This window comes from Trichococcus patagoniensis, assembly GCF_003051085.1.
Lineage (GTDB): Bacteria > Bacillota > Bacilli > Lactobacillales > Aerococcaceae > Trichococcus > Trichococcus patagoniensis.
Genome location: NZ_QAOM01000005.1, coordinates 45,273 through 64,830, shown reverse-complemented (window position 1 = coordinate 64,830; position 19,558 = coordinate 45,273). Strand labels below are relative to the sequence as shown.

16 protein-coding genes are annotated in these 19,558 nt (G+C 50.2%); 4 read left to right on the top strand and 12 right to left on the bottom strand.

The window, feature by feature from the left end:
- Positions 1-107: 107 nt before the first annotated feature.
- The 4 genes from gorA to C8U37_RS04285 form a co-directional block, all read right to left on the bottom strand.
- Positions 108-1,457 carry a glutathione-disulfide reductase gene (gorA, locus tag C8U37_RS04300; RefSeq protein WP_108032042.1) on the bottom strand — a complete coding sequence of 450 codons (1,350 nt, stop codon included), beginning with the start codon at positions 1,455-1,457 and terminating at the stop codon, positions 108-110.
- 19 nt (positions 1,458-1,476) lie between these two features.
- On the bottom strand, positions 1,477-2,055 hold the full coding sequence (locus tag C8U37_RS04295) for a dihydrolipoamide dehydrogenase (protein ID WP_108032041.1): 579 nt from the start codon (positions 2,053-2,055) through the stop codon (positions 1,477-1,479).
- Positions 2,056-2,122: 67 nt separating this feature from the next.
- Positions 2,123-2,686, bottom strand: a complete 564-nt coding sequence (locus C8U37_RS04290) for a chromate transporter (protein ID WP_108032040.1) — start codon at positions 2,684-2,686, stop codon at positions 2,123-2,125.
- Positions 2,683-3,261, bottom strand: a complete 579-nt coding sequence (locus tag C8U37_RS04285) for a chromate transporter (RefSeq protein WP_108032039.1) — start codon at positions 3,259-3,261, stop codon at positions 2,683-2,685. Before C8U37_RS04285 ends, C8U37_RS04290 begins: the two co-directional genes overlap by 4 nt.
- 273 nt (positions 3,262-3,534) lie before the next feature.
- Between C8U37_RS04285 and C8U37_RS04280 the strand changes: the two genes are divergently transcribed.
- Both C8U37_RS04280 and C8U37_RS04275 read left to right on the top strand, forming a co-directional pair.
- Positions 3,535-4,131 (top strand): DedA family protein, encoded by a 597-nt coding sequence (locus tag C8U37_RS04280; RefSeq protein ID WP_211306124.1) that lies wholly within the window; start codon positions 3,535-3,537, stop codon positions 4,129-4,131.
- A 431-nt stretch (positions 4,132-4,562) separates the two neighbouring features.
- Positions 4,563-4,892 (top strand): iron-sulfur cluster biosynthesis family protein, encoded by a 330-nt coding sequence (locus C8U37_RS04275; protein WP_170100187.1) that lies wholly within the window; start codon positions 4,563-4,565, stop codon positions 4,890-4,892.
- A 344-nt stretch (positions 4,893-5,236) separates the two neighbouring features.
- On the opposite strand, the gene gcvPB is transcribed toward C8U37_RS04275, so the two are convergent.
- From gcvPB to gcvT, 4 genes are all read right to left on the bottom strand, one after another.
- Positions 5,237-6,685 (bottom strand): aminomethyl-transferring glycine dehydrogenase subunit GcvPB, encoded by a 1,449-nt coding sequence (gene gcvPB, locus C8U37_RS04270; protein WP_108032036.1) that lies wholly within the window; start codon positions 6,683-6,685, stop codon positions 5,237-5,239.
- Complete coding sequence (gene gcvPA / locus C8U37_RS04265; protein ID WP_108032035.1) at positions 6,678-8,033, bottom strand: aminomethyl-transferring glycine dehydrogenase subunit GcvPA; 1,356 nt, start codon at positions 8,031-8,033, stop codon at positions 6,678-6,680. The genes gcvPB and gcvPA overlap by 8 nt, the downstream gene beginning before the upstream one ends.
- A 1-nt stretch (position 8,034) precedes the next feature.
- Positions 8,035-8,430, bottom strand: a complete 396-nt coding sequence (gene gcvH / locus C8U37_RS04260) for a glycine cleavage system protein GcvH (protein ID WP_108032034.1) — start codon at positions 8,428-8,430, stop codon at positions 8,035-8,037.
- 97 nt (positions 8,431-8,527) lie between these two features.
- Positions 8,528-9,646: a glycine cleavage system aminomethyltransferase GcvT gene (gene gcvT / locus C8U37_RS04255; RefSeq protein WP_245879754.1), complete on the bottom strand. Its 1,119-nt coding sequence runs from the start codon at positions 9,644-9,646 to the stop codon at positions 8,528-8,530.
- Positions 9,647-10,099: 453 nt separating this feature from the next.
- On the opposite strand from gcvT, the gene C8U37_RS04250 reads away from it, so the two are divergent.
- Together C8U37_RS04250 and C8U37_RS04245 are read left to right on the top strand one after the other, a co-directional pair.
- Positions 10,100-13,531: a pyruvate carboxylase gene (locus C8U37_RS04250; protein WP_108032033.1), complete on the top strand. Its 3,432-nt coding sequence runs from the start codon at positions 10,100-10,102 to the stop codon at positions 13,529-13,531.
- Between the two features lie 286 nt (positions 13,532-13,817).
- On the top strand, positions 13,818-14,255 hold the full coding sequence (locus C8U37_RS04245) for an acyl-CoA thioesterase (RefSeq protein ID WP_108032032.1): 438 nt from the start codon (positions 13,818-13,820) through the stop codon (positions 14,253-14,255).
- Positions 14,256-14,453: 198 nt separating this feature from the next.
- Here the strand turns inward: C8U37_RS04245 and C8U37_RS04240 are convergent, their stop codons facing one another.
- From C8U37_RS04240 to C8U37_RS04220, 4 genes are all read right to left on the bottom strand, one after another.
- Positions 14,454-15,110, bottom strand: a complete 657-nt coding sequence (locus C8U37_RS04240) for an NUDIX hydrolase (protein WP_245879753.1) — start codon at positions 15,108-15,110, stop codon at positions 14,454-14,456.
- Positions 15,111-15,164: 54 nt separating this feature from the next.
- A complete protein-coding gene (locus tag C8U37_RS04235) occupies positions 15,165-15,572 on the bottom strand; it encodes a secondary thiamine-phosphate synthase enzyme YjbQ (protein ID WP_108032031.1) in 408 nt (135 codons plus the stop codon).
- 32 nt (positions 15,573-15,604) lie between these two features.
- Positions 15,605-16,573, bottom strand: coding sequence for a tocopherol cyclase family protein (locus C8U37_RS04230; protein WP_108032030.1), 969 nt, complete (start codon positions 16,571-16,573; stop codon positions 15,605-15,607).
- A gap of 1,005 nt (positions 16,574-17,578) precedes the next feature.
- Complete coding sequence (locus tag C8U37_RS04220) at positions 17,579-19,156, bottom strand: hypothetical protein (protein ID WP_108032028.1); 1,578 nt, start codon at positions 19,154-19,156, stop codon at positions 17,579-17,581.
- Between the last annotated feature and the right edge of the window lie 402 nt (positions 19,157-19,558).

The window sequence follows — 19,558 nt, the reverse complement described above, 5'->3', positions numbered from 1 at the left end:
GTCTAAGTTCTTAATTTTGTAGGAATCCGGGTAAGGAGTTGGGTTATATTTTTTATAGCCATCCGTTTTCTCCAACGAACGGTGAGCTAATTGGCATTTCTCAATTTCTATCGCATCGTCACAAATTCTTCCGCTCCGGTGGGATGGATGGCGACGGTGTTGTCGAAGTCGGCTTTGGTGGCGCCCATTTTGATGGCTACGGCGAAGCCTTGGATCATTTCATCGACGCCGTAGCCGATGCCGTGGAGACCAATGACTTGTTCATTTTCGCCAACGCAGACCAGTTTCATCTTCACTAGCTGACGATGGGCTGTAACGGCCGTGTACATCGATGCAAATGTGGACTTGTAGACTTTTACCTGATCCGCTCCGAACTTGGTCACAGCGTCTTTTTCGCTCAATCCAATGCTGCCGATCGGCGGATGGCTGAAGATCACGGTCGGGATGTTGTCGTAATCCAGCTTTTCGTTCGGCTTGTTGTTGAACAACCGTTCCGACAGTCTGCGTCCGGCTGCGATCGCTACCGGCGTCAGCATGTTCTTGCCGTTCACATCCCCGACTGCGTAGATGCCATCGACCGAACTGTTCTCGTATTCGTCGACGATGATGAATTTTTTGTCGCTGACTTTCACATCCGTCGCTTCGATATTAAGCCCGTCGATGTTAGCTGTCCGGCCGATCGCCCAGATGATTTTGTCGAAGACTTCCGATCTGCCATCCTCGAGATGCAACGTCAAAGTACCATCCGCATTCTTTTCGACGGATTTGGAAACAGCGTGCGTATGCAACGTCGGACCATCCTTTTCGATTTCCTGCATAAGGCCTTCAATGATGATGTCATCGTATTTGCGCAGTGGTGTATCATAACGGACATAAAGGTGCGTGTCCACGCCCAAATTATGCAGCACACCAGCCAATTCGATAGCGATGTAGCCCGCACCGACGACTGCGACTTTCTCGGGCAGTTCAGTCCATTCGAAGAATGTATCGGAAACATCACCGTATTTTGCGCCATGTATCCGCGGACGGATCGGTTTTGCGCCGGTTGCGATCAGTATATGTTTGGCGCGGATCAGTTCCCCATTCACTTCCACCGTATGGTTGTCGACAAATTTGGCGAACCCTTCGATCACATCGACATTGCGGCGTTCGAATCCGGCTTGGTAAGAATTGCGGGAACGTTCAACGTAGGCATCCCGGTTCTTCAGCAAGGTCGGGAAGTCGATTTTATGCGCGCCTGTATCGAACCCGTAATCTGGTCCGTATTTGTGGATTGCCTCGGAAATCTGGGACGCGTACCACATGATTTTTTTCGGTACGCAACCGATGTTCACGCATGTTCCTCCCAATAAATCCCCTTCAATGACAGCTGTTTTGGCGCCATATTCTGACGCGCGATTCATTGTTGCGATGCCGCCGCTGCCGCCTCCGATGGCGATAAAATCATATTCCCTCATTATGTTCCTCCAATAATAGCTACGTATTCTTATTTTTTTCTTTCAGCCAGACACAACCGATCGTCTGCGCTGCCGGCAAAATGGCCTGATAGCGGCCATGGTTATCGTAGGCCTTATAGAAAAGCTTTCCGTCATCATTGTAGCCATACGCATAGACGACTACCCAATGGTTTTTGTACTTGCTGTTGAACAGCCGCGTCGTTCCCACAATGACCGGAACCGGCTCCGGTCGATCAAGCAACGCCGGCACGATTTTTTCCGTGATAAGGCCCGATTTGACAGTCCAATCCGGAATGTCCGCCAGCAAGGATTTCAGTCCGTGCTGCACATCCCAGAAGAAGGTCCCTTTGTAGGGCAGAAATTCGTCAACGACCGTCAGCAAGCCCGCCAACAGCGTATCTTTATCCAGGGAATGCTTGTATTTATGCAGAACCGCATCATGCACCAACACGGCGCTGCAATAAGTGCCGCAGATCCCTGGGCTGCCACTGTTGATCCAGCTGCGGTACTTCGCAAAGCGTGACGGTTTCAGACCGTGCCATTTCTTAGGCAGATTCTTTTTGGACTGAAGCTCTTTATCTGTACGATTTGACGTCATGACAAGTTCCTTTCTTCTTTCTTCAATATTAAAGAAGCGAATGTGCTGTCTTTCATTATACACCCTGTCAGCTGAATAACTGGAAAAGGATGCTCACGGCTCCCGAGACCAGGATGAGCCAAATTGAGTCGATTTTCGTCGTCCGTAGTGCATACAGGGCGGCAAGGAAGATGGCCACCGCCAGGAAATTGATGGTGATGCCGCCGATTGCTGTCCCGCCGGATTGGAATAAGGCAGCCACAAAGAGCGCCAGACCAGCCGCGGCAATCAAAGCCACGACTGCCGGCCGGAGCCCGCCGAGGATTCCTTGCATGATTTTGATGTCACGGTACTTATAGTAGGCCCATGCCAGAATCAGCGAAAGAATGATCGATGGTGTGACCGTACCCATCGTAGCGACAACCGCTCCGGCAAAACCGCCCACTTTGGTACCGACGAAAGTAGCCGAATTGATGGCGATAGGACCCGGGGTGATCTGTGAAATCGTGATGATGTCCGTGTATTCCTGCATCGTCAGCCAGCCTTGGTTCACGACAATTTCATCGCGGATCAGCGGCAAGGATGCATAGCCTCCGCCGATCGTGAATAAGCCTATCTGGAAAAAGGACCAGAATAATTGCAAATAAATCATTTGCCCACCCCCATCTTCGCCCTGTAGCTCAGATTGATGAAACCGACCAAGCCTGCTAGGAAAATGATCAGGACGACATGCACATCGAAGAAATACGATGCGACGAAGGCCGCCAACAGCAACAGCGTATTCACAACATCCCGTTGTTTGATGACGCCGCTGACCATGCCGATGACGACATTGACGATGACTGCCGCTACACCGGCCTGCATCCCGATCATCAAAGCATCCACGATCGGATTTTCACGGAAATTCATGTAAAAATAGGAAATGATCGTGATGATGATAAGTGGCGGCGCAACCGTCCCGAAGACCGTCACTAATGCCCCCAGCAAACCCGCCATCCGGTAGCCGACCAAAATGGACGTGTTGACGGCGATCGCACCCGGCGCGGACTGCCCCAAGGCGACCAGGTCCAGCATTTCGTCCGATTCGATCCACTTGAGTTCCTCCACAAATTTCTTTTGCATCAACGGCACGATGACATACCCGCCGCCGAAAGTAAATGCGCTTAGCACAAACGTTGATTTGAACAACGTCCAAAACAATCGGGCTGATTTTTCTTTATTTACCAAAGCTTCTCCCCGCCTCTTCTTCAATTTCAAGCCATATACTTTTAATTCTACCAAAATTGCTTATCGATGTAAAAAGAACGATTCGGAAAATGCGCGTTGCGACAGTTCTTGGGCATGATTGGGCAGCAATCATTCCAATAGGATTTTCTTAAGATTGTTCAAAATAAATTGAAAATGCTGATGCTTCGTGTATAGTTAGATTAGAACATTAGAATAATATAGAACTAATTTTTGGAGGAGTGAATCACTATCGAAGCTTGGATTCAAAGTATTATGGAACAATTTGGCTACTTCGGAGTAGCATTTTTGATTATGATCGAAAATCTTTTTCCACCGATCCCTTCTGAAGTCATCTTGACTTTTGGCGGGTTTATGACAACCACTACGGAGCTCAATATTCCCTTGATGATCGTGGCCGCAACAATCGGTGCTGTAGTCGGGGCTGCGATCCTTTATGGTGTCGGTACGCTTTTGGATGTCGAAAGATTGGATAAAATCGTCGACAAATATGGCAATATCCTGCGCATCACGCATGAGGATATCCACAAAGCGGATTCATGGTTCGACCGCTACGGTTTCTGGACAGTCTTCTTTTGCCGCTTCGTGCCGTTGATCCGGAGCTTGATTTCTTTACCAGCCGGAATGGCGAACATGAACTTCGGTCTTTTCCTTCTGTTCACGACTGTCGGTACCGTCATCTGGAACACCGTCCTGATCTATTTGGGGGCAGCGGTAGGCTCGCAATGGGAAATGATCGTCCATTACATGGATATCTATTCCAACATCGCCTACGTCATCATCGCTATTATCGGGATTGCCGTCATCATTTGGTATATCCGCAAACGAAAACAAACCGTAAAAGCAGATTAGAAAAGCCGAACGGGTTCGTTCAGCCCTGAAAGAAATTTAGGAAATCGTGCCTTGCAACGTTCCCTTCGGTCACCTTGTACTGGGGCTCTAAGGGATGAATCCCTAAGAGCCCCATGCAACTGAGCATCGTAGAGCGCAATAGGTACGATTTATCTAATTTCCGAAGGGCTAACCCGTGAAGCTAGCCAATATTTTTGGATGCATGAAACATTTTGCACACCTGTGATACACCATCGGTGATGCACTTTTGTATTCGAAATGTTTTATACTTTCCTTTAACATAAGAAGTCTTGCCATCCTCCATTTGGAAGATGGCTTTTTTTGTTTTTTGGTTGATATGTCGTATACTATATGTAAGAAAGTCCAACCGAAAAGTCAGTTTCCCCGAACGGTCACTTGCGGTTAACATACAGAAAGAAAGGGATCACATTATGAAATTCACTTTTACCGATTCCGCTATCGCGGAAATCCAAAAACGTTACGACCTCAAGGACATCAGCCTGTTCTATGCGGTCGGCGAAGATTGCGGCTGCCCTAGCACCGGCATCTTCATGCTGAAGGCCCATGATGCCGGAATGGCGGAATACGATGCCGTGATCGAAACGAACATCGGCCCAGTGCCTGCCCAAAAATGGGCACTGGTTTTTCTCGACAGCGACAATGTTGTTGACTTCAACGCCACCAAACATGCTTTCCAACTAAAAAGCGAGCGTGGCTTCCTGAACATGAACCTGTTGCTGGAGCAGACTGTCGCACAATAAGCTTCGCGCAGAAATGTCAAAAGAAATCCCGACACGGGGGCGTTCTCTCGGGTTTTGGACCAGCATTCCGATCCGAAATCCCGACGCGGGGGCATTCTCTCGGGATTTTGACCAACATTTTGATCCGAAATCCCGACGCGGGGGCATTCTCTCGGGATTTTGACCAACATTCCGATCCGAAATCCCGACACATTGACGTTCTGTCGGGTTTTTGACCAACATTCCGATCCGAAATCCCGACAAACAAACTTATATCCGACTCGGGCCGCCTGCTGCGGCCACAAAACATCTGAAGGGCTGCCTCGTCGAGGCAGCCCTTCAGATGTTCTTTTTTTGGAATCAAATCAGTATTTAACCTTAATCACCCTTGCGGCGCGCACTTCATCCAGTCGTCTGACCGATGTATGATGCGGGGCCTGGGTGACGGTTTCCGGTGTTTCTGCGGCTTCGCGCGCAATCGCGATCAGTGCGTCCGCAAAGTCATCGAGCGTTTCCTTGCTTTCGGTTTCCGTCGGTTCGATCATCAAAGCTTCCTCGACGATCAGCGGGAAATATACGGTCGGAGCGTAATAGCCGTAGTCCAACAAGCGTTTCGCCATGTCCAAGGTCCGCACGCCGCCTTTTTTCTGGCGGTTTCCGGAGAGGACGAATTCGTGTTTGCAGATGACCGGGTACGGCGTGTCGAAATCATTTTCGAGAAGCTTGCGCAGGTAATTCGCATGCAGCACGGCGCTCTCGGATACTTTGCGCAAACCGATTGGACCCATCGTGCGGATGTAGGTGTACGCCCTGACTAGGACGCCGAAGTTGCCATAATAGCCTTTGACCGGACCGATTGAAGCGGGATGATCGCTGTTCAGCACATAGCCCTCTTCCGTCTTTTCCACTCTCGGGATCGGCAGAAACTCCTTCAAGTATGCTTTTACGCCTACCGGACCAGCTCCCGGGCCACCGCCACCATGCGGTGTGCTGAAGGTCTTGTGCAGGTTCAGATGGACGATATCGAAGCCCATCGTGCCGGGCGTCGTTTTGCTCATGATGGCATTCAGGTTCGCACCGTCGTAATACAGCAATCCACCGGCACCATGGATGATTTCGGCAATCTGGACAATGTCGCGTTCGAATAACCCCAATGTATTCGGATTCGTCAGCATCAAGGCAGCAGTCTGGTCATCGACTGCATTGCGCAAAGCTTCGAGATCGACCAGGCCTTCAGCGGTCGACGGGATACTTACCACATCGAAGCCCGCGATGTGCGCACTGGATGGGTTGGTCCCATGGGCGCTGTCCGGCACGAAGACTTTCGTGCGTTGCAGGTCGCCATTTTTTCCATGGTAGGCACGCACCATCATTAGCCCTGTCCATTCGCCGTGCGCTCCGGCTGCCGGCTGCAGGGAAACACCGTCCATACCGGTGATGACCGCCAGATCATCCTGCAGTTCATGCATCAGTTGCAGTGCGCCTTGGACGGTCTCCACTGGTTGATACGGATGGATGTTGGCGAAACCGTCCAAACGGGCGGTCACTTCATTGATTTTCGGGTTGTATTTCATCGTGCAGGAACCCAGCGGATAAAAGCCGTTTTCCACGCCAAAGTTGTCCTGGGAAAGATTGGTGTAATGGCGCATCAGCTGCAGTTCGCTGATTTCCGGCAGTTCGGCCGGCTGTTTGCGGACAAGATGCTCCGGCAGTTTTGCTTTGAAATCCATTTTGGGGACATCGCTCTTCGGCAGGCTGTAGCCTACGCGCCCCGGACGGCTTAATTCAAAAATCACATTTTTCGTTTTACGCATGGTTCACACCCTCCAATACCGCAATGAATCGGTCGATCTCTTCCTTCGTGCGTTTTTCGGTGGCACAAACCAACAACTGATTCGGCTTTTTATAGGTTTCCGCCAAACTGTAGCCGCCGATCATGCCCGCTTCGAGCAAAGCCTGATTCGCTTCTTCAGCCGGGAAAGGCAGATCGATGACGAACTCATTGAAGAACGGCGACTGGTTCAGGATCGCGAAGCCTTTATCCTGCAAAGCTTGGGAAAAATAAGCCGCTTTGTCGACGTTCAGCTGCGCCATTTCCTGGACGCCCTGCTTCCCGAGGGCTGCCATGCAGACGGCAGAAGCCAACGCATTCAAGGCTTGGTTCGAACTCATGTAGGAAGTCGCTTTTTCACGTCGGATATGCTGCTCTCTGCTTTGGAGCGTCAGCACAAAAGCGCGCTCCCCATCAGCATCTACGGTTTCCCCGACGATCCGGCCGGGTACTTTACGGATATGCTTTTGGTTGACGGAGAAATAACCGCAGTGCGGACCGCCGAATGACATCGGCAACCCGAACGGCTGCGTGTCACCGACAACGATATCCGCACCCAAGTTTCCGGGCGCTTCCAGTATCCCCAACGCCAAAGGATTGGCCATCACGATCAACAGCGCCCCTTTGTCCTCGGCGATCTTTTTGACGACAGCCAAATCTTCGACCGATCCGAAGAAATTCGGATACTGGACGACAATCGCGGCGGTATCCGGCGTCGTCAGGCATCTTGTGACATTGAAGTTGGTGACGTCCTTCTCCATCAATACCTCGATGACTTCCAGGCCGCGTCCTTTTGCGGCAGCGTGGACGACGGCACGGGCATTCGGATGGACCGCCTGCGAAAGCACGATTTCATTACGTTTCGTGACGGCCGCTGCCAAACCGACTGCTTCGCTCAAGGAAGCGAAGCCATCATATAAGGAAGAGTTTGTCGCTTCCATCCCCGTCAATTCGCTGATCATCGATTGGAATTCAAAAATCGCCTGCAGCTCCCCTTGACTGGCTTCCGCCTGATAAGGCGTATAGGCTGTATAAAATTCGGAGCGCGAAATCACCGCATCGACCACGCTCGGAATGTAATGATCGTAGGTGCCGGCACCCATGAAAATCGGCATCTGCCCAGCACTGACGTTTTTTTCGGCCAAAGCCTTCATTTGCTTCAAAAGTTCCGATTCGGAGACGGCAGCCGGAATCGCCAACTCTTCCTTCAGGCGGATCGCTTCCGGGATGTCCGTAAACAGGTCCTCCATGCTTTCGACCCCGATGACAGCCAGCATTTCCTTTTCATCTTCGGCTGTATCTGGTAAATAACGGAATTGCTCCTCAGTCATATTAGGCTTCCTCCTCGGCCACGAATGCTTCGTATTCGTCGTAGCTCAACAATTCATCCAATTCGCTGGCATCGCTCAAGCGCATTTCGTACATCCAGCCGCCTGCAAAAGCTTCCGCATTGACGGTTTCAGGCGCATCAGCCAAGGCTTCGTTTTGTTTCGTCACCGTTCCGGACACCGGTGCATAGACTTCCGAGACGGATTTTACGGATTCGACAGTGACCGCTTCGTCCCCTTTGGCCAATTCCGCATCCAGATCGGCCACGAAATCCACGAACACGATGTCGCCCAACTGTTCCGCCGCATGCTCGGTGATGCCGATGCGTACGGTGTCTTCCGTGATTTTTTCTACCCATTCATGCTCTTTCGTGTAATAAAAATTTTTGTGGTCTGCCATTTTGATCATCCTTCCGCGCAGTGCGCTGGTTTATTGTTTATAGAGAATTAAAAAATTTATCTTTATTCAATAATGATGGTTAGCTGAACGAACCCGTTCAGCTTTTCATCCTTTTATAAAATGGTTTCGGAATGATTGTCGCTTGGATGCGTTTGTTGCGTATTTCGATCTGGATTTCCGTTCCGATGGTGGCCGCATCCGACTTCAGCAAGGCCATCCCGATGCTTTTATTCAAAGTCGGCGATTGTGTTCCGGAAGTGACGATTCCGATTTCTTCCCCATCCGATGAAAAGACTTTGTATCCTTCGCGCGGGATCCCTCTTTCGGTTGCTTCGAAACCGACGATTTTTTCGGTCGTTCCGTTCTCGCGGATTGCCGTCAAGGCAGCTTTTCCGATAAAGTCGCTCGCTTTTTTCGTCTTGACCGCGAAGCCCAAGCCCGCAGTCAACGGATTGATTTGCTCGGACAATTCATGCCCGTAGAGCGGCATCCCTGCTTCCAGGCGGAGCGTGTCCCGCGAACCGAGTCCGCAAGGCAACACACCGTAGGCTTCCCCGGCCGCCAACATTTTTCCCCATAAGAACGCGGTCTGTTCACCCGAAAGGTACAATTCAAAGCCGTCTTCACCTGTGTAGCCCGTCCTTGAAATCAAGACATGCGGAATTCCTGCCACTTCCTGGTCCGCGATGAAATGGTAATTTCCGATGGCATCCAGATCGGCGTCCGTCAGTTCCTTCAGGATCTTGATGGCTGACGGTCCTTGCAGGGCGAGCAGGCCGATGCTGTCGGAAATATTTTTGAGGATCGCTTCCGACCCTTTGTTTTGCTGCATCCATGCATAGACTTTATCCGTGTTGGACGCGTTGCAGACCAACAGGTAACTTTCTTCGTCCATTTTGAAAAGGATGACATCATCCACTGCCCCGCCATCCGGATAACACATGATATTGTATTGGGCTTGTCCGCTGCTCATCACGCTGACAGCATTCGTCAGCAGCCCGTTCAGGTAGCTTTCCGCTTCCCCACCGGATATTTCAATCTCCCCCATATGCGAACAATCGAACAGTCCGGCGCGTTCACGGACAGCCTCATGCTCGGCAAGGATACCGGAAAATTGGATCGGCATCTCCCATCCCCCGAAATCAATCAGCTTCACGCCGTTCGCTTTATAATAATCAAATAATGGCGTGCGTTTGCCTATCGTTGGTTCACTCACGTACAAATCCCCCTTTGCTTTCCTGGATTCCGCATTTTTTACGACTGTTTTTCGGCTTTCCGTCACATTACCATGTAACCGCTTCACGTCCCTTTGTTATCTATTTTAGCATAGAAAACGGGCAAAACACTCTCATAAAAGATTGTTCGTATTAAATACAAAACCATTCTCATAATAGCACGGGTCATTTTTAATTACGAAATATATACTTACATTTAACAGTTCACGCTTTATAATCGTTCGTATTTTGTGCATAATTGGCATTTTATTCAATTATTAACAGATTCTTAAAAAGGTTGTTGTAAACTGGCCTGATAATGTGTAAAATGAATAATTAAAAAGATATAATTGATTTCTCTCGCCAAATTTTCATCTTTGGCGGAAATCACGAATCATTTTTAATCATTGTATAAGAAATGTTTCTGAATTTAATAAACTGGCGAGGTGGAAATATTGAAAAAAGTTTTGGTTGCAAATCGCGGCGAAATCGCGATACGTGTATTTCGTGCACTGACTGAACTGAAAATCCCTACTGTTGGCGTTTATGCGCAAGAGGATGAAGGTTCTGTGCACCGTTTTAAAGCAGATGAAGCCTATTTGGTCGGAAAAGGCAAAAAGCCTATCGACGCCTATCTGGACATCGAAGACCTTATCCGCATCGCTAAAGAATCCGGTGCAGACGGCATTCATCCAGGATATGGTTTCTTATCTGAAAATATCGACTTCGCTAGACGTTGCCAAGAAGAAGGCATCAAATTCATCGGCCCTTCTTTGGAACATTTGGACATTTTTGGCGATAAAATCAAAGCAAAAGTTGCAGCTGTGGAAGCCGGCATCCAATCCATCCCTGGTTCGGACGGTCCAGTCGCAAATATCGACGAAGTCATTGCGTTTGCGGAAACTTACTCCTACCCGATCATGATCAAAGCGGCTTTAGGCGGCGGCGGACGTGGTATGCGTATGGCCTTCAACGAACAAGAAGCCCGCGAAGGTTTCGAAAGAGCCCGCAGTGAAGCTTTGGCCGCATTCGGCAGCGATGAGATTTATGTCGAAAAATATATTCAAGATCCTAAACACATCGAAATTCAGATTTTAGGGGATGAGCATGGCAACATCGTTCACCTTTACGAGCGTGACTGTTCCGTGCAGCGCCGCCACCAGAAAGTTGTCGAAGTGGCACCTTGCGTTTCCATGTCGGATGAAGTCCGCCATAAAATCTGCAACTCTGCTCTTCAATTGATGAAACACGTCGGCTATGTGAATGCCGGAACTGTGGAATTCCTTTTGGAAGGCGATCAATTCTACTTCATCGAAGTGAATCCGCGTGTCCAAGTAGAGCACACAATCACAGAGTTGATTACAGGAATCGATATCGTGCAATCACAGATCCTGATCGCACAAGGTCAAGATCTGCATAAAGAAATCGGTATCCCGCAACAGGCAAATATCCCGTTGATCGGCGCTGCTATCCAATGCCGGATCACGACGGAAGATCCGTTGAACAACTTCTTCCCTGATACCGGAAAAATCAATACGTACCGTTCTCCAGGCGGCTTCGGAATCCGATTGGATGCTGGTAACGGGTTCCAAGGTACGGTCGTAACACCATTCTTCGACTCTTTATTGGTTAAATTATGTGTACATGCTTCGACATTCGATCAAGCTGTAAGCAAAATGGAACGTTCCCTGATCGAATTCCGTATCCGTGGCGTAAAAACGAACATTCCGTTCATGTTCAATGTCATTACGCATCCGATTTTTGTATCAGGCGATGCGAAGACGACTTTCATCGACACAACGCCAGAATTGTTCGAATTCCCGAAAACGCGCGACCGCGGAAACAAAACGATGCAGTACATCGGAAACATTACCGTGAACGGCTTCCCGGGCATCCAAAAAGGCCACAAGAAATTCTATGACAAGCCTCGGATCCCGACTGACATTGTCATGCCGGAACAAAAGATCATCACCGCCAAAAATATTTTGGATGAAAAAGGCCCTGCAGCCGTCAGTCAATGGATCAAGGACCAAAACCGTGTGCTCTTGACGGATACGACTTTCCGTGACGCGCACCAAAGCTTGTTGGCTACCCGCATCCGCACAAACGAAATGCAAGCCATCGCAGCCGAAACGCAAGCAGCCATTCCGCAATTGTTCTCTTCCGAAATGTGGGGAGGAGCTACCTTCGACGTTGCCTACCGCTTCCTGAGCGAAGATCCTTGGAAACGATTGAAGAAACTGCGCGCGCAAATGCCGGATACTCTATTGCAGATGCTGTTCCGCGGATCGAATGCGGTCGGATACCAAAACTATCCCGACAACGGCTTGGAAGAGTTCATCAGACTTGCCGCTAAAAACGGAATCGATGTTTTCCGTATCTTCGACAGCTTGAACTGGACGAAGCAGATGGAAAAAAGCATCCAGTACGTACGCGACAACAATAAGATCGCTGAAGCAGCCATCTGCTACACAGGCGATATCAATGATCCGACACAAACGAAATACACGATCCAATACTACAAAGAGATGGCCAAAGAGCTTGAAGCCTTGGGCGCACACACCATCGCAATCAAGGATATGGCCGGTCTTTTGAAACCGCAAGCGGCTTACCGTCTGATCAGTGAGTTGAAGGATACTGTCGATCTTCCGATCCATCTGCATACGCATGATACAAGCGGAAACGGCATCTACACGTACTCAGAAGCGATCAAAGCGGGCGTAGACATCGTAGACGTGGCCATGAGTGCCATGAGCGGCACAACCAGCCAACCGAGCATCAGCAGCTTGTATTATGCCTTGGAAGGTTCTGAGCACGAGCCGGACATCAACATCCACAACGTGCACAAAATCAACCGTTATTGGGAAGATATCCGTGACTACTACGAAGAATTCGAAGGCGGCATCCAAACGACTTCAACCGAAGTCTACGACCACCAAATGCCGGGCGGACAATACACGAACCTGCAACAACAGGCGAATGCTGTCGGCTTGAACGACGAGTGGGATAAAGTCAAAGAGATGTACGCTGACGTCAACAAAATGTTCGGCGACATCGTCAAAGTGACGCCATCCTCAAAAGTTGTCGGCGATATGGCCCTCTACATGGTCCAAAACAAATTGACCGAAGAAGATGTCTATGCTAAAGGCGAAACGATCGACTTCCCTGAATCCGTCGTCAGCTTCTTCAAAGGTGACTTGGGTCAACCTACCGGCGGATTCCCGGAAAGACTGCAGGAAATCATCCTGAAAGGCAAAAAAGCCATCACAGAAAGACCGGGCAGTCTGCGTGAGCCGATCGACTTCGTTGCTTTGAAAGCTGAGTTGGAGGAAAAAATCCAACGCCCAGCCAGCGATGAGGATGTCATCAGCTACCTGATGTACCCGCAAATCTTCCTGGATTATATCGCAGTCTATGATAAGTTCGGCGATGTCACAAAACTTGACACCCCTACTTTCTTCCACGGCATGCGTATGGGCGAGCAGATCGAAGTTCAGATCGAAAAAGGCAAAACCTTGATCATCAAATTGAACTCGATCGGTGAACCTGATTCGGACGGGATGCGTATCCTTTACTTCGACCTGAATGGCCAAGGCCGTGAGATTGAAGTCAAAGACATGTCCATCACCAGCACGAAAGCGATCCGCAAAAAAGCGGAACCTACCAACAAAGAGCATGTCGGCGCAACAATGCCGGGTTCTGTATTGGAAGTTCTCGTCAAACGCGGCGATCGCGTTTCTCAAGGCGATCCAGTCGTGATCACCGAAGCGATGAAGATGGAAACGATGATCCGTTCCACAATCAACGGTGTCGTCGATCAGATCTATGTCATCGACGGCGATCAGATCGAAGCCGGAGACCTCTTGATCGAGATCGAAGCAAAATAATGCATACAGGGCTGCCTCTCTTTCGAGGCAGCCCTGTTCTTACGGAAGCAGCCTGGTGCCCGCTTTGCCGGACATGGGGGCGATGGCGCACCTCAACTCCTGGGAAGCACATGTTCATCGGAGTTGACGCTCCGGAATTCCGGTAAAAACCGGTGAAGCGGCCTTCACCGGGAATTGGAGCCCTGAATACTGCATCATCTCCGCCGAAGTATCCCTTCGCCGGAGATGATGCTCTCGGGTACCGGTTCGCTATCCAGAGAAAACTGTCACAAGGAGGAAGCTTTTTTTGAAAAATGAACTGAACCCCTATATCCACGTCGCCCAATATTACGAAACGGATCAGATGAAGATCATCCACCACTCCAATTACATCCGTTGGTTCGAAGAAGCCCGCGTGGACTTTCTTGACCAGATCGGCGCGAATTATGCGAAATTGGAAGAAGCCGGCATCATCAGCCCAGTCCTTTCCGTCGAAGCACATTACAAAACGATGGTCCGCTTCGGAGACTCCGTCTATGTTCTGACCGAAATCGATTCTTACAGCGGAGTGAAATTAGGCCTAACCTACCGTGTCATCGATGTCGCAACCGGAGAGTTGCGCACAACCGGCAAAAGCAAGCATTGTTTCCTGAACGAAGAAGGCCGCCCTGTTTCGTTGGAAAAAGTCCAACCGCATGTGCACGACAGCTTCGAAACCTATCGGGAACATGTTTTCAGCGTTTGATCAGGTGTTTTTGAGGTTGCCACCAGGAAATACTAACTAGACAAACACATCCAACAGCCCCTCAGCTTCGCGAGAGCGGCCTTTACTGGAGAAAACTGTTGTGGATGCGGCAACAGTACTCGTCACCCGAACATGCGAGTACTGTGCCTTTATCTAGCGCAAAAAGCATGAGCCCTCGAATGAATGGGCTCATGCTTTTTATTCTGCGCTCTGATTTTCATTTTGTTCCAATATGCTCACGAAGCGGTCAGTCAGGTTCGCGGTGAATCCCCACAGTCGATAGTTTTCCAGATGATAGAACGGCACGCAATGGACACCGATCCTGAATTTGTAATCCTTGCCGTTCGGAATCAGTTCAAACGGGAAATCATCGGGGTGCTCCAGCCGGACCGTCGAGGAATAATAAGTCGGACGGTTATCCATGAAATACTGAAGTGGAACTGTGAAGATTTCCTGCACTTCCTTGTTGAAGCGGATATCTTCCTTGTCCACGCCGACGATTTCCCCGACAAAGCAATGGATGATTGCGCGCTCATTCATGATATAATCCATTTCTCCCAGAATCTTGATGTTATCCCTCTTTATGTTCAACTCTTCCATTGTTTCACGGATCGCCGTTTCTTCAAAGCTTTCTCCCGGCTCCACTGCGCCACCCGGGAATGACGTATCGCCCGGTTGAGAGATATGTTCGCCCCGCACTTCATAAAGCACATGACGCTCCCCTTCCACCCTGATTAAAGGGAGCAGGACGGAAAAGTAGCGCTGTTCCCCGATTGGCTTGGGTTCATGTTCCGCAAATATTTTTTTGATATCCTCCAGCATCGTGTCCTCACCTACCGCTTGTTTTTCTTTCATTATACATGTCATTATCTCGAATTCGAAACAATATGCTCGGACCATTTTTTAAACCTATCCGGCGATGATTTTCACATGGAATTTTCGGTTGCGCGGGCCATCGTAATCCCAGAAATAGATGCTTTGCCAAATCCCGAGCAGCATCCGTCCTTCCGTCACGATGATCGTTTCGCTGACTCCGGTCAAGGAGGACTTGATGTGGGCGTCCGAGTTGCCTTCTACATGGTGATAGCTCCCCTTGTTCGGGAACGTATCCGTATATCCCCAATTCAGGTCCTTCTGCACGTCCGGGTCGGCGTTTTCATTGATCGTGATGGCCGCAGTCGTATGCGGACAGAAGACGACCATGATGCCGTCCTTCACGCCGCTTTTCGCCAGAGCATCCTCGAGATAGACATCGATGTTCGTCAGCGACTGTTTGCCGCTCGTTTGGATGCGATAAGTAAACAGATTTTGGCTCATCTCCCTTTCCTCCCTTCGGTTCGATAAAACGTTCAGCGCACCACTTCAATGCCTGCCACATTCCCGACATCGTGGTAATTTTTCCCGGTTTTCTTGTCGGTGAAGTCGACCGTTACGACGCCGGAAAGTCCTTCTTTAATCAACTTATCCATCCCCTGTCTGGTCGGCGCCACCAAGGCAGCGCCGTGGAGCACTTCCGCACAGATGGTAAGGGAGGCGGAGCCATGGGACACTTCGATTTCGATCCGATCATCGGTCAACAATCCCAATGTGAATTTGCTGCGGTTATAGGTCGCAAATCGGTATTCCTCTCCATCCACGATAAAATTGCAGATGAAGCCTTCGAAAGAGGAACCCCGGAAAGGGATTTTCGCCACCGAGAAAAAGAGGCTGGTCTGCTCCTCACGGAAATGATTGCATTGGATCCAGACATACTCCTCCGGAAATGAGGTTCCCCAATCCTTTTCGAGGTAGCCTTTGCCGCCCGTAAAATCACTGGTTTTGTTTCCGATTGCAACCGTTCCGTCGATAGCGTGATTCATGCTGATGACGCCGTGGTAACATTCCATGTTCGGGATGTAGGCGAAGAAACCCATGATGGATGGCGACATAGGTGTGCGTTTGACATTTTGGAACGGCCCAAGCTTCAGGATGCCATCTATCCGGAAATCATCCTCCTCCAGATGCACACTGACGAGTGTTTCCGAAAAGACACTGTTGCCGATTTTCAGCACAAATGGCGTTTGGTTGCATTGAAACGCAGACAATGGATAGCGGATGTAGCCGGTCCGCAACTCTTTTTCGAGCGCTTCTCCGGTATGGACATAGGAATATTGGATGAAACAGTGCGGGTCTTCCTCGGTGATTGAAATGCCGGGGATCAGACTAAGGACGGTCTTTTCATCTGCTGAAACACTCTTGAAATACCACCCTTCAAAATAGGGACCTTTCTTTTTCAGGTCGCCTTGAAACAGAATCGGATGGGTCACTTTATTTGCCATGGCGCAGCGCTTCCTTTCGCATGCATTCTTATCTTTACTATGCAACAACAGCCCTTGTTCCGTCAATTTTTTGCATTTGCGGACAACTAATTTTTCGCTAGATCCGGTAACTTGGGCAGCAGCTCCGATGAGAGGTGCGCCTCATCGGAGAACAGACCTGCGCCGGGGAGCCCAACTCCGACGAGCGAACGCTGGCCGGAGGAGACTGCGTTGCGGACGGCCGAACTCCGGCGAAGCCGCCGTGGTCGGAGGTAATGATCATTTTTGGCTTTCCTCCTCCGGCGAAACACCCCCTCACCGGAGGAAAACGCCAGCTCCGATGAAAGATGCGCTCATCGGAGAACAGACTTGCGCCAGACAGCCCAACTCCGTCGAGCGAAGAACCCCCTCACCGGAGGAAAACGCCAGCTCCGATGAAAGTGCGCCTCATCGGAGAACAGGCCTGCGCCGGGGAGCCCAACTCCGACGAGCGAACGCTGGCCGGAGGAGACTGCGTTGCGGACGGCCGAACTCCGGCGAAGCCGCCGTGGTCGGAGGTGATCATCTTTTTGACTCTCCTCCTCCGGCGAAACACCCCCTCACCGGAGGAAACCGTCAGCTCCGATGAGAGGTGCGCTCATCGGAAAACAGACTCGCGCCAGACAGCCCAACTCCGTCGAGCGCATGCTGGCCGGAGGAGACTGCGTTGCGGATGGTCGAACTCCGGCGAAGCCGCCGTGGTCGGAGGTAATGATCATTTTTGGCTTTCCTCCTCCGGCGAAGAACCCCCTCACCGGAGGAAAACGCCAGCTCCGATGAAAGTGCGCCTCGCCGGAAAACAGACCTGCGCCAGACAGCCCAACTCCGTCGAGCGCATGCTGGCCGGAGGAGACTGCGTTGCGGATGGTCGAACTCCGGCGAAGCCGCCGTGGTCGGAGGTAATGATCATTTTTGGCTTTCCTCCTCCGGCGAAACAACAAAAAAGAGCCTACCTTCAAATAAGGCAGACCCTTCTTCCAATTGTGTTTACTGTTTGATGATGGATACGACGCGCGCACCGTCCACTTCGATCGTCACGCTGTCGCCGGCTTTGATGAACGGCAACTGCTTGTCGATGGACACTTTAGCGATATAGATGGTTTCGGCATCGCCTTCCAACGTGAAGTAATAAGTCGTTTCGCCGTCGATGACGACTGATTCCATGGCGGTGATGGCACCGCTGATGGTTTCGGTCTCGACGACCTCTTCTTCCTCATCGGTTGTTGTGGAAACGACGCCTCCGGTATAGGCGTTCCAGGCAGCAGCCAAGGAATTTCCGGTACCGACTTTCTGATAGTTCGTCGCATTCACAAAGGCGTACATTTTGATCAAACCAGCATCATCCTTCAAGGACAATTGATAAACCGGCTTGCTTTCCATATTGAACAAAAGCGGGAATGTGCTGATGTAGCCTTTTTCCTGCACTGATCCCTGGGCGCTCTCCATGGCACTCCATTCGGTAGCTGTGCTGATGTTGTAGCGTTTCGACTCTTTCGTCCGCGAATTGACAAGCACAAAACCGATATTCGATTCATCGGAAGCAACCGACGTCAGGCCTGTGTACAAATACAGATCGTCATTCAACACGATGTAGTTGTAGCCCTGCGCATTTTGGATGACACCCTTTTTGCTGATGACGCTGTTCAAGTAACCGCCTTGGTATTGCCCGTTGTAATTGATTTGCGTCATCACCATGTTCGCTGGGAACACGCGATCGACCCAATCAGGTACATCGGCAACACTATAGCGCGTGATGTCACCGGAGGAAGCATCCACGACGAAAACGCCGACGACTTCCTTAGGCCCCATGAAGCTGAATTTCTTCTCAACGATAGGCGCGATGTAATACGGATTGCCCTCTTCATCCAATTCAAAGACCGGGTTTTCGAACATCACGGTCGGATAATTGAAAAAGATATGCCGCGTGATGTCATCCCCAAAATAGCCGGAATGGGAATAATGGATGTTTTTCTCCAGATTCACCAATTCAGAATCTCCCGTCACCATATCGACGGTCACATAATGCGGAATCCCATCGGCGCGATTGTTCAACCAACGGAAAAAGCTGACGTATTCCAATGGCGAAACACGGACCGAATCGCCTTTGTAAGCGATTTGCGTGTATTCCGTGCTGACGTCGAATTGGGAAACCAAATTGAGGACTTCGCCAAGCTTGCGGCTTCCCAGACGCTCTGCCATATCACGGTCGATCGTCGGTATCTGCGAAGGATCCGTAATGCTCAGGTCCTCTTCAAAATTGCCTTCCGTATGCGTAATCAGGCTGGCGTAATCTTTGGCCCTGAAAATTTGGGAGCCAAATAGCATTCCTCCGATGAGGAAAACGATACTGATCCCGATGATGGCTCCAGAAACTTTGTTGACTTTATCAGCTTTCGAGCGATCAAAGACGTTCATCAATGCTGCACTTGCGACTAAATACAAAAACATATTCGTCCAAAACTCCGGTGACTGGATCGACACTGGGGTCAACGCCGAATACCAATATCCTAAAAGAACGACTGCTGGTAGGCCATAGGCAATCGCCACACTTTTCCAATTTTTCACAACTCTGCACCCTTTCTTTTTCTGCGAATCTTCCCTCTTAAACTACTTAAGGATTTGATGCTAGTATTATACCATTTTTTTGAGCTATATTTCGAATTTCAATATATGGGATTATTTAGGCTACCAGACAAGGTTGGTACTCTTGATCAGCGCTCCGATCAAATGTAGGGAATGCGGGTTCACCGGAGGACGGCACTCCGGGACGGCGTCAGCTCCGGTGAAGGCGGGTTCGCCGGAGCTGACGCTATTGTTCGGATCCTTTCTCCGGTGAGCGCGGGCTCGCCGGAGTTCGCGGTGCTATTCTTCTCTCAGCTCCGGCCAGGTACAGCTTCACCGGAGCTGGGCGAAAAACCGCCGCCGCGCCCCCGTGAATCCGCAACACCCTCAACGCAAAAACCCGAA

Excerpts from the sequence above, each read along its gene's own strand:
- gorA (WP_108032042.1), bottom strand. The coding sequence starts at position 1,457 with ATGAGGGAATATGATTTTATCGCCATCGGAGGCGGCAGCGGCGGCATC.
- C8U37_RS04295 (WP_108032041.1), bottom strand. The coding sequence starts at position 2,055 with ATGACGTCAAATCGTACAGATAAAGAGCTTCAGTCCAAAAAGAATCTG.
- C8U37_RS04290 (WP_108032040.1), bottom strand. The coding sequence starts at position 2,686 with ATGATTTATTTGCAATTATTCTGGTCCTTTTTCCAGATAGGCTTATTC.
- C8U37_RS04280 (WP_211306124.1), top strand. The coding sequence starts at position 3,535 with ATGGAACAATTTGGCTACTTCGGAGTAGCATTTTTGATTATGATCGAA.
- C8U37_RS04275 (WP_170100187.1), top strand. The coding sequence starts at position 4,563 with ATGAAATTCACTTTTACCGATTCCGCTATCGCGGAAATCCAAAAACGT.
- gcvPB (WP_108032036.1), bottom strand. The coding sequence starts at position 6,685 with ATGCGTAAAACGAAAAATGTGATTTTTGAATTAAGCCGTCCGGGGCGC.
- gcvPA (WP_108032035.1), bottom strand. The coding sequence starts at position 8,033 with ATGACTGAGGAGCAATTCCGTTATTTACCAGATACAGCCGAAGATGAA.
- gcvH (WP_108032034.1), bottom strand. The coding sequence starts at position 8,430 with ATGGCAGACCACAAAAATTTTTATTACACGAAAGAGCATGAATGGGTA.
- C8U37_RS04240 (WP_245879753.1), bottom strand. The coding sequence starts at position 15,110 with ATGAAAGAAAAACAAGCGGTAGGTGAGGACACGATGCTGGAGGATATC.
- C8U37_RS04235 (WP_108032031.1), bottom strand. The coding sequence starts at position 15,572 with ATGAGCCAAAATCTGTTTACTTATCGCATCCAAACGAGCGGCAAACAG.
- C8U37_RS04230 (WP_108032030.1), bottom strand. The coding sequence starts at position 16,573 with ATGGCAAATAAAGTGACCCATCCGATTCTGTTTCAAGGCGACCTGAAA.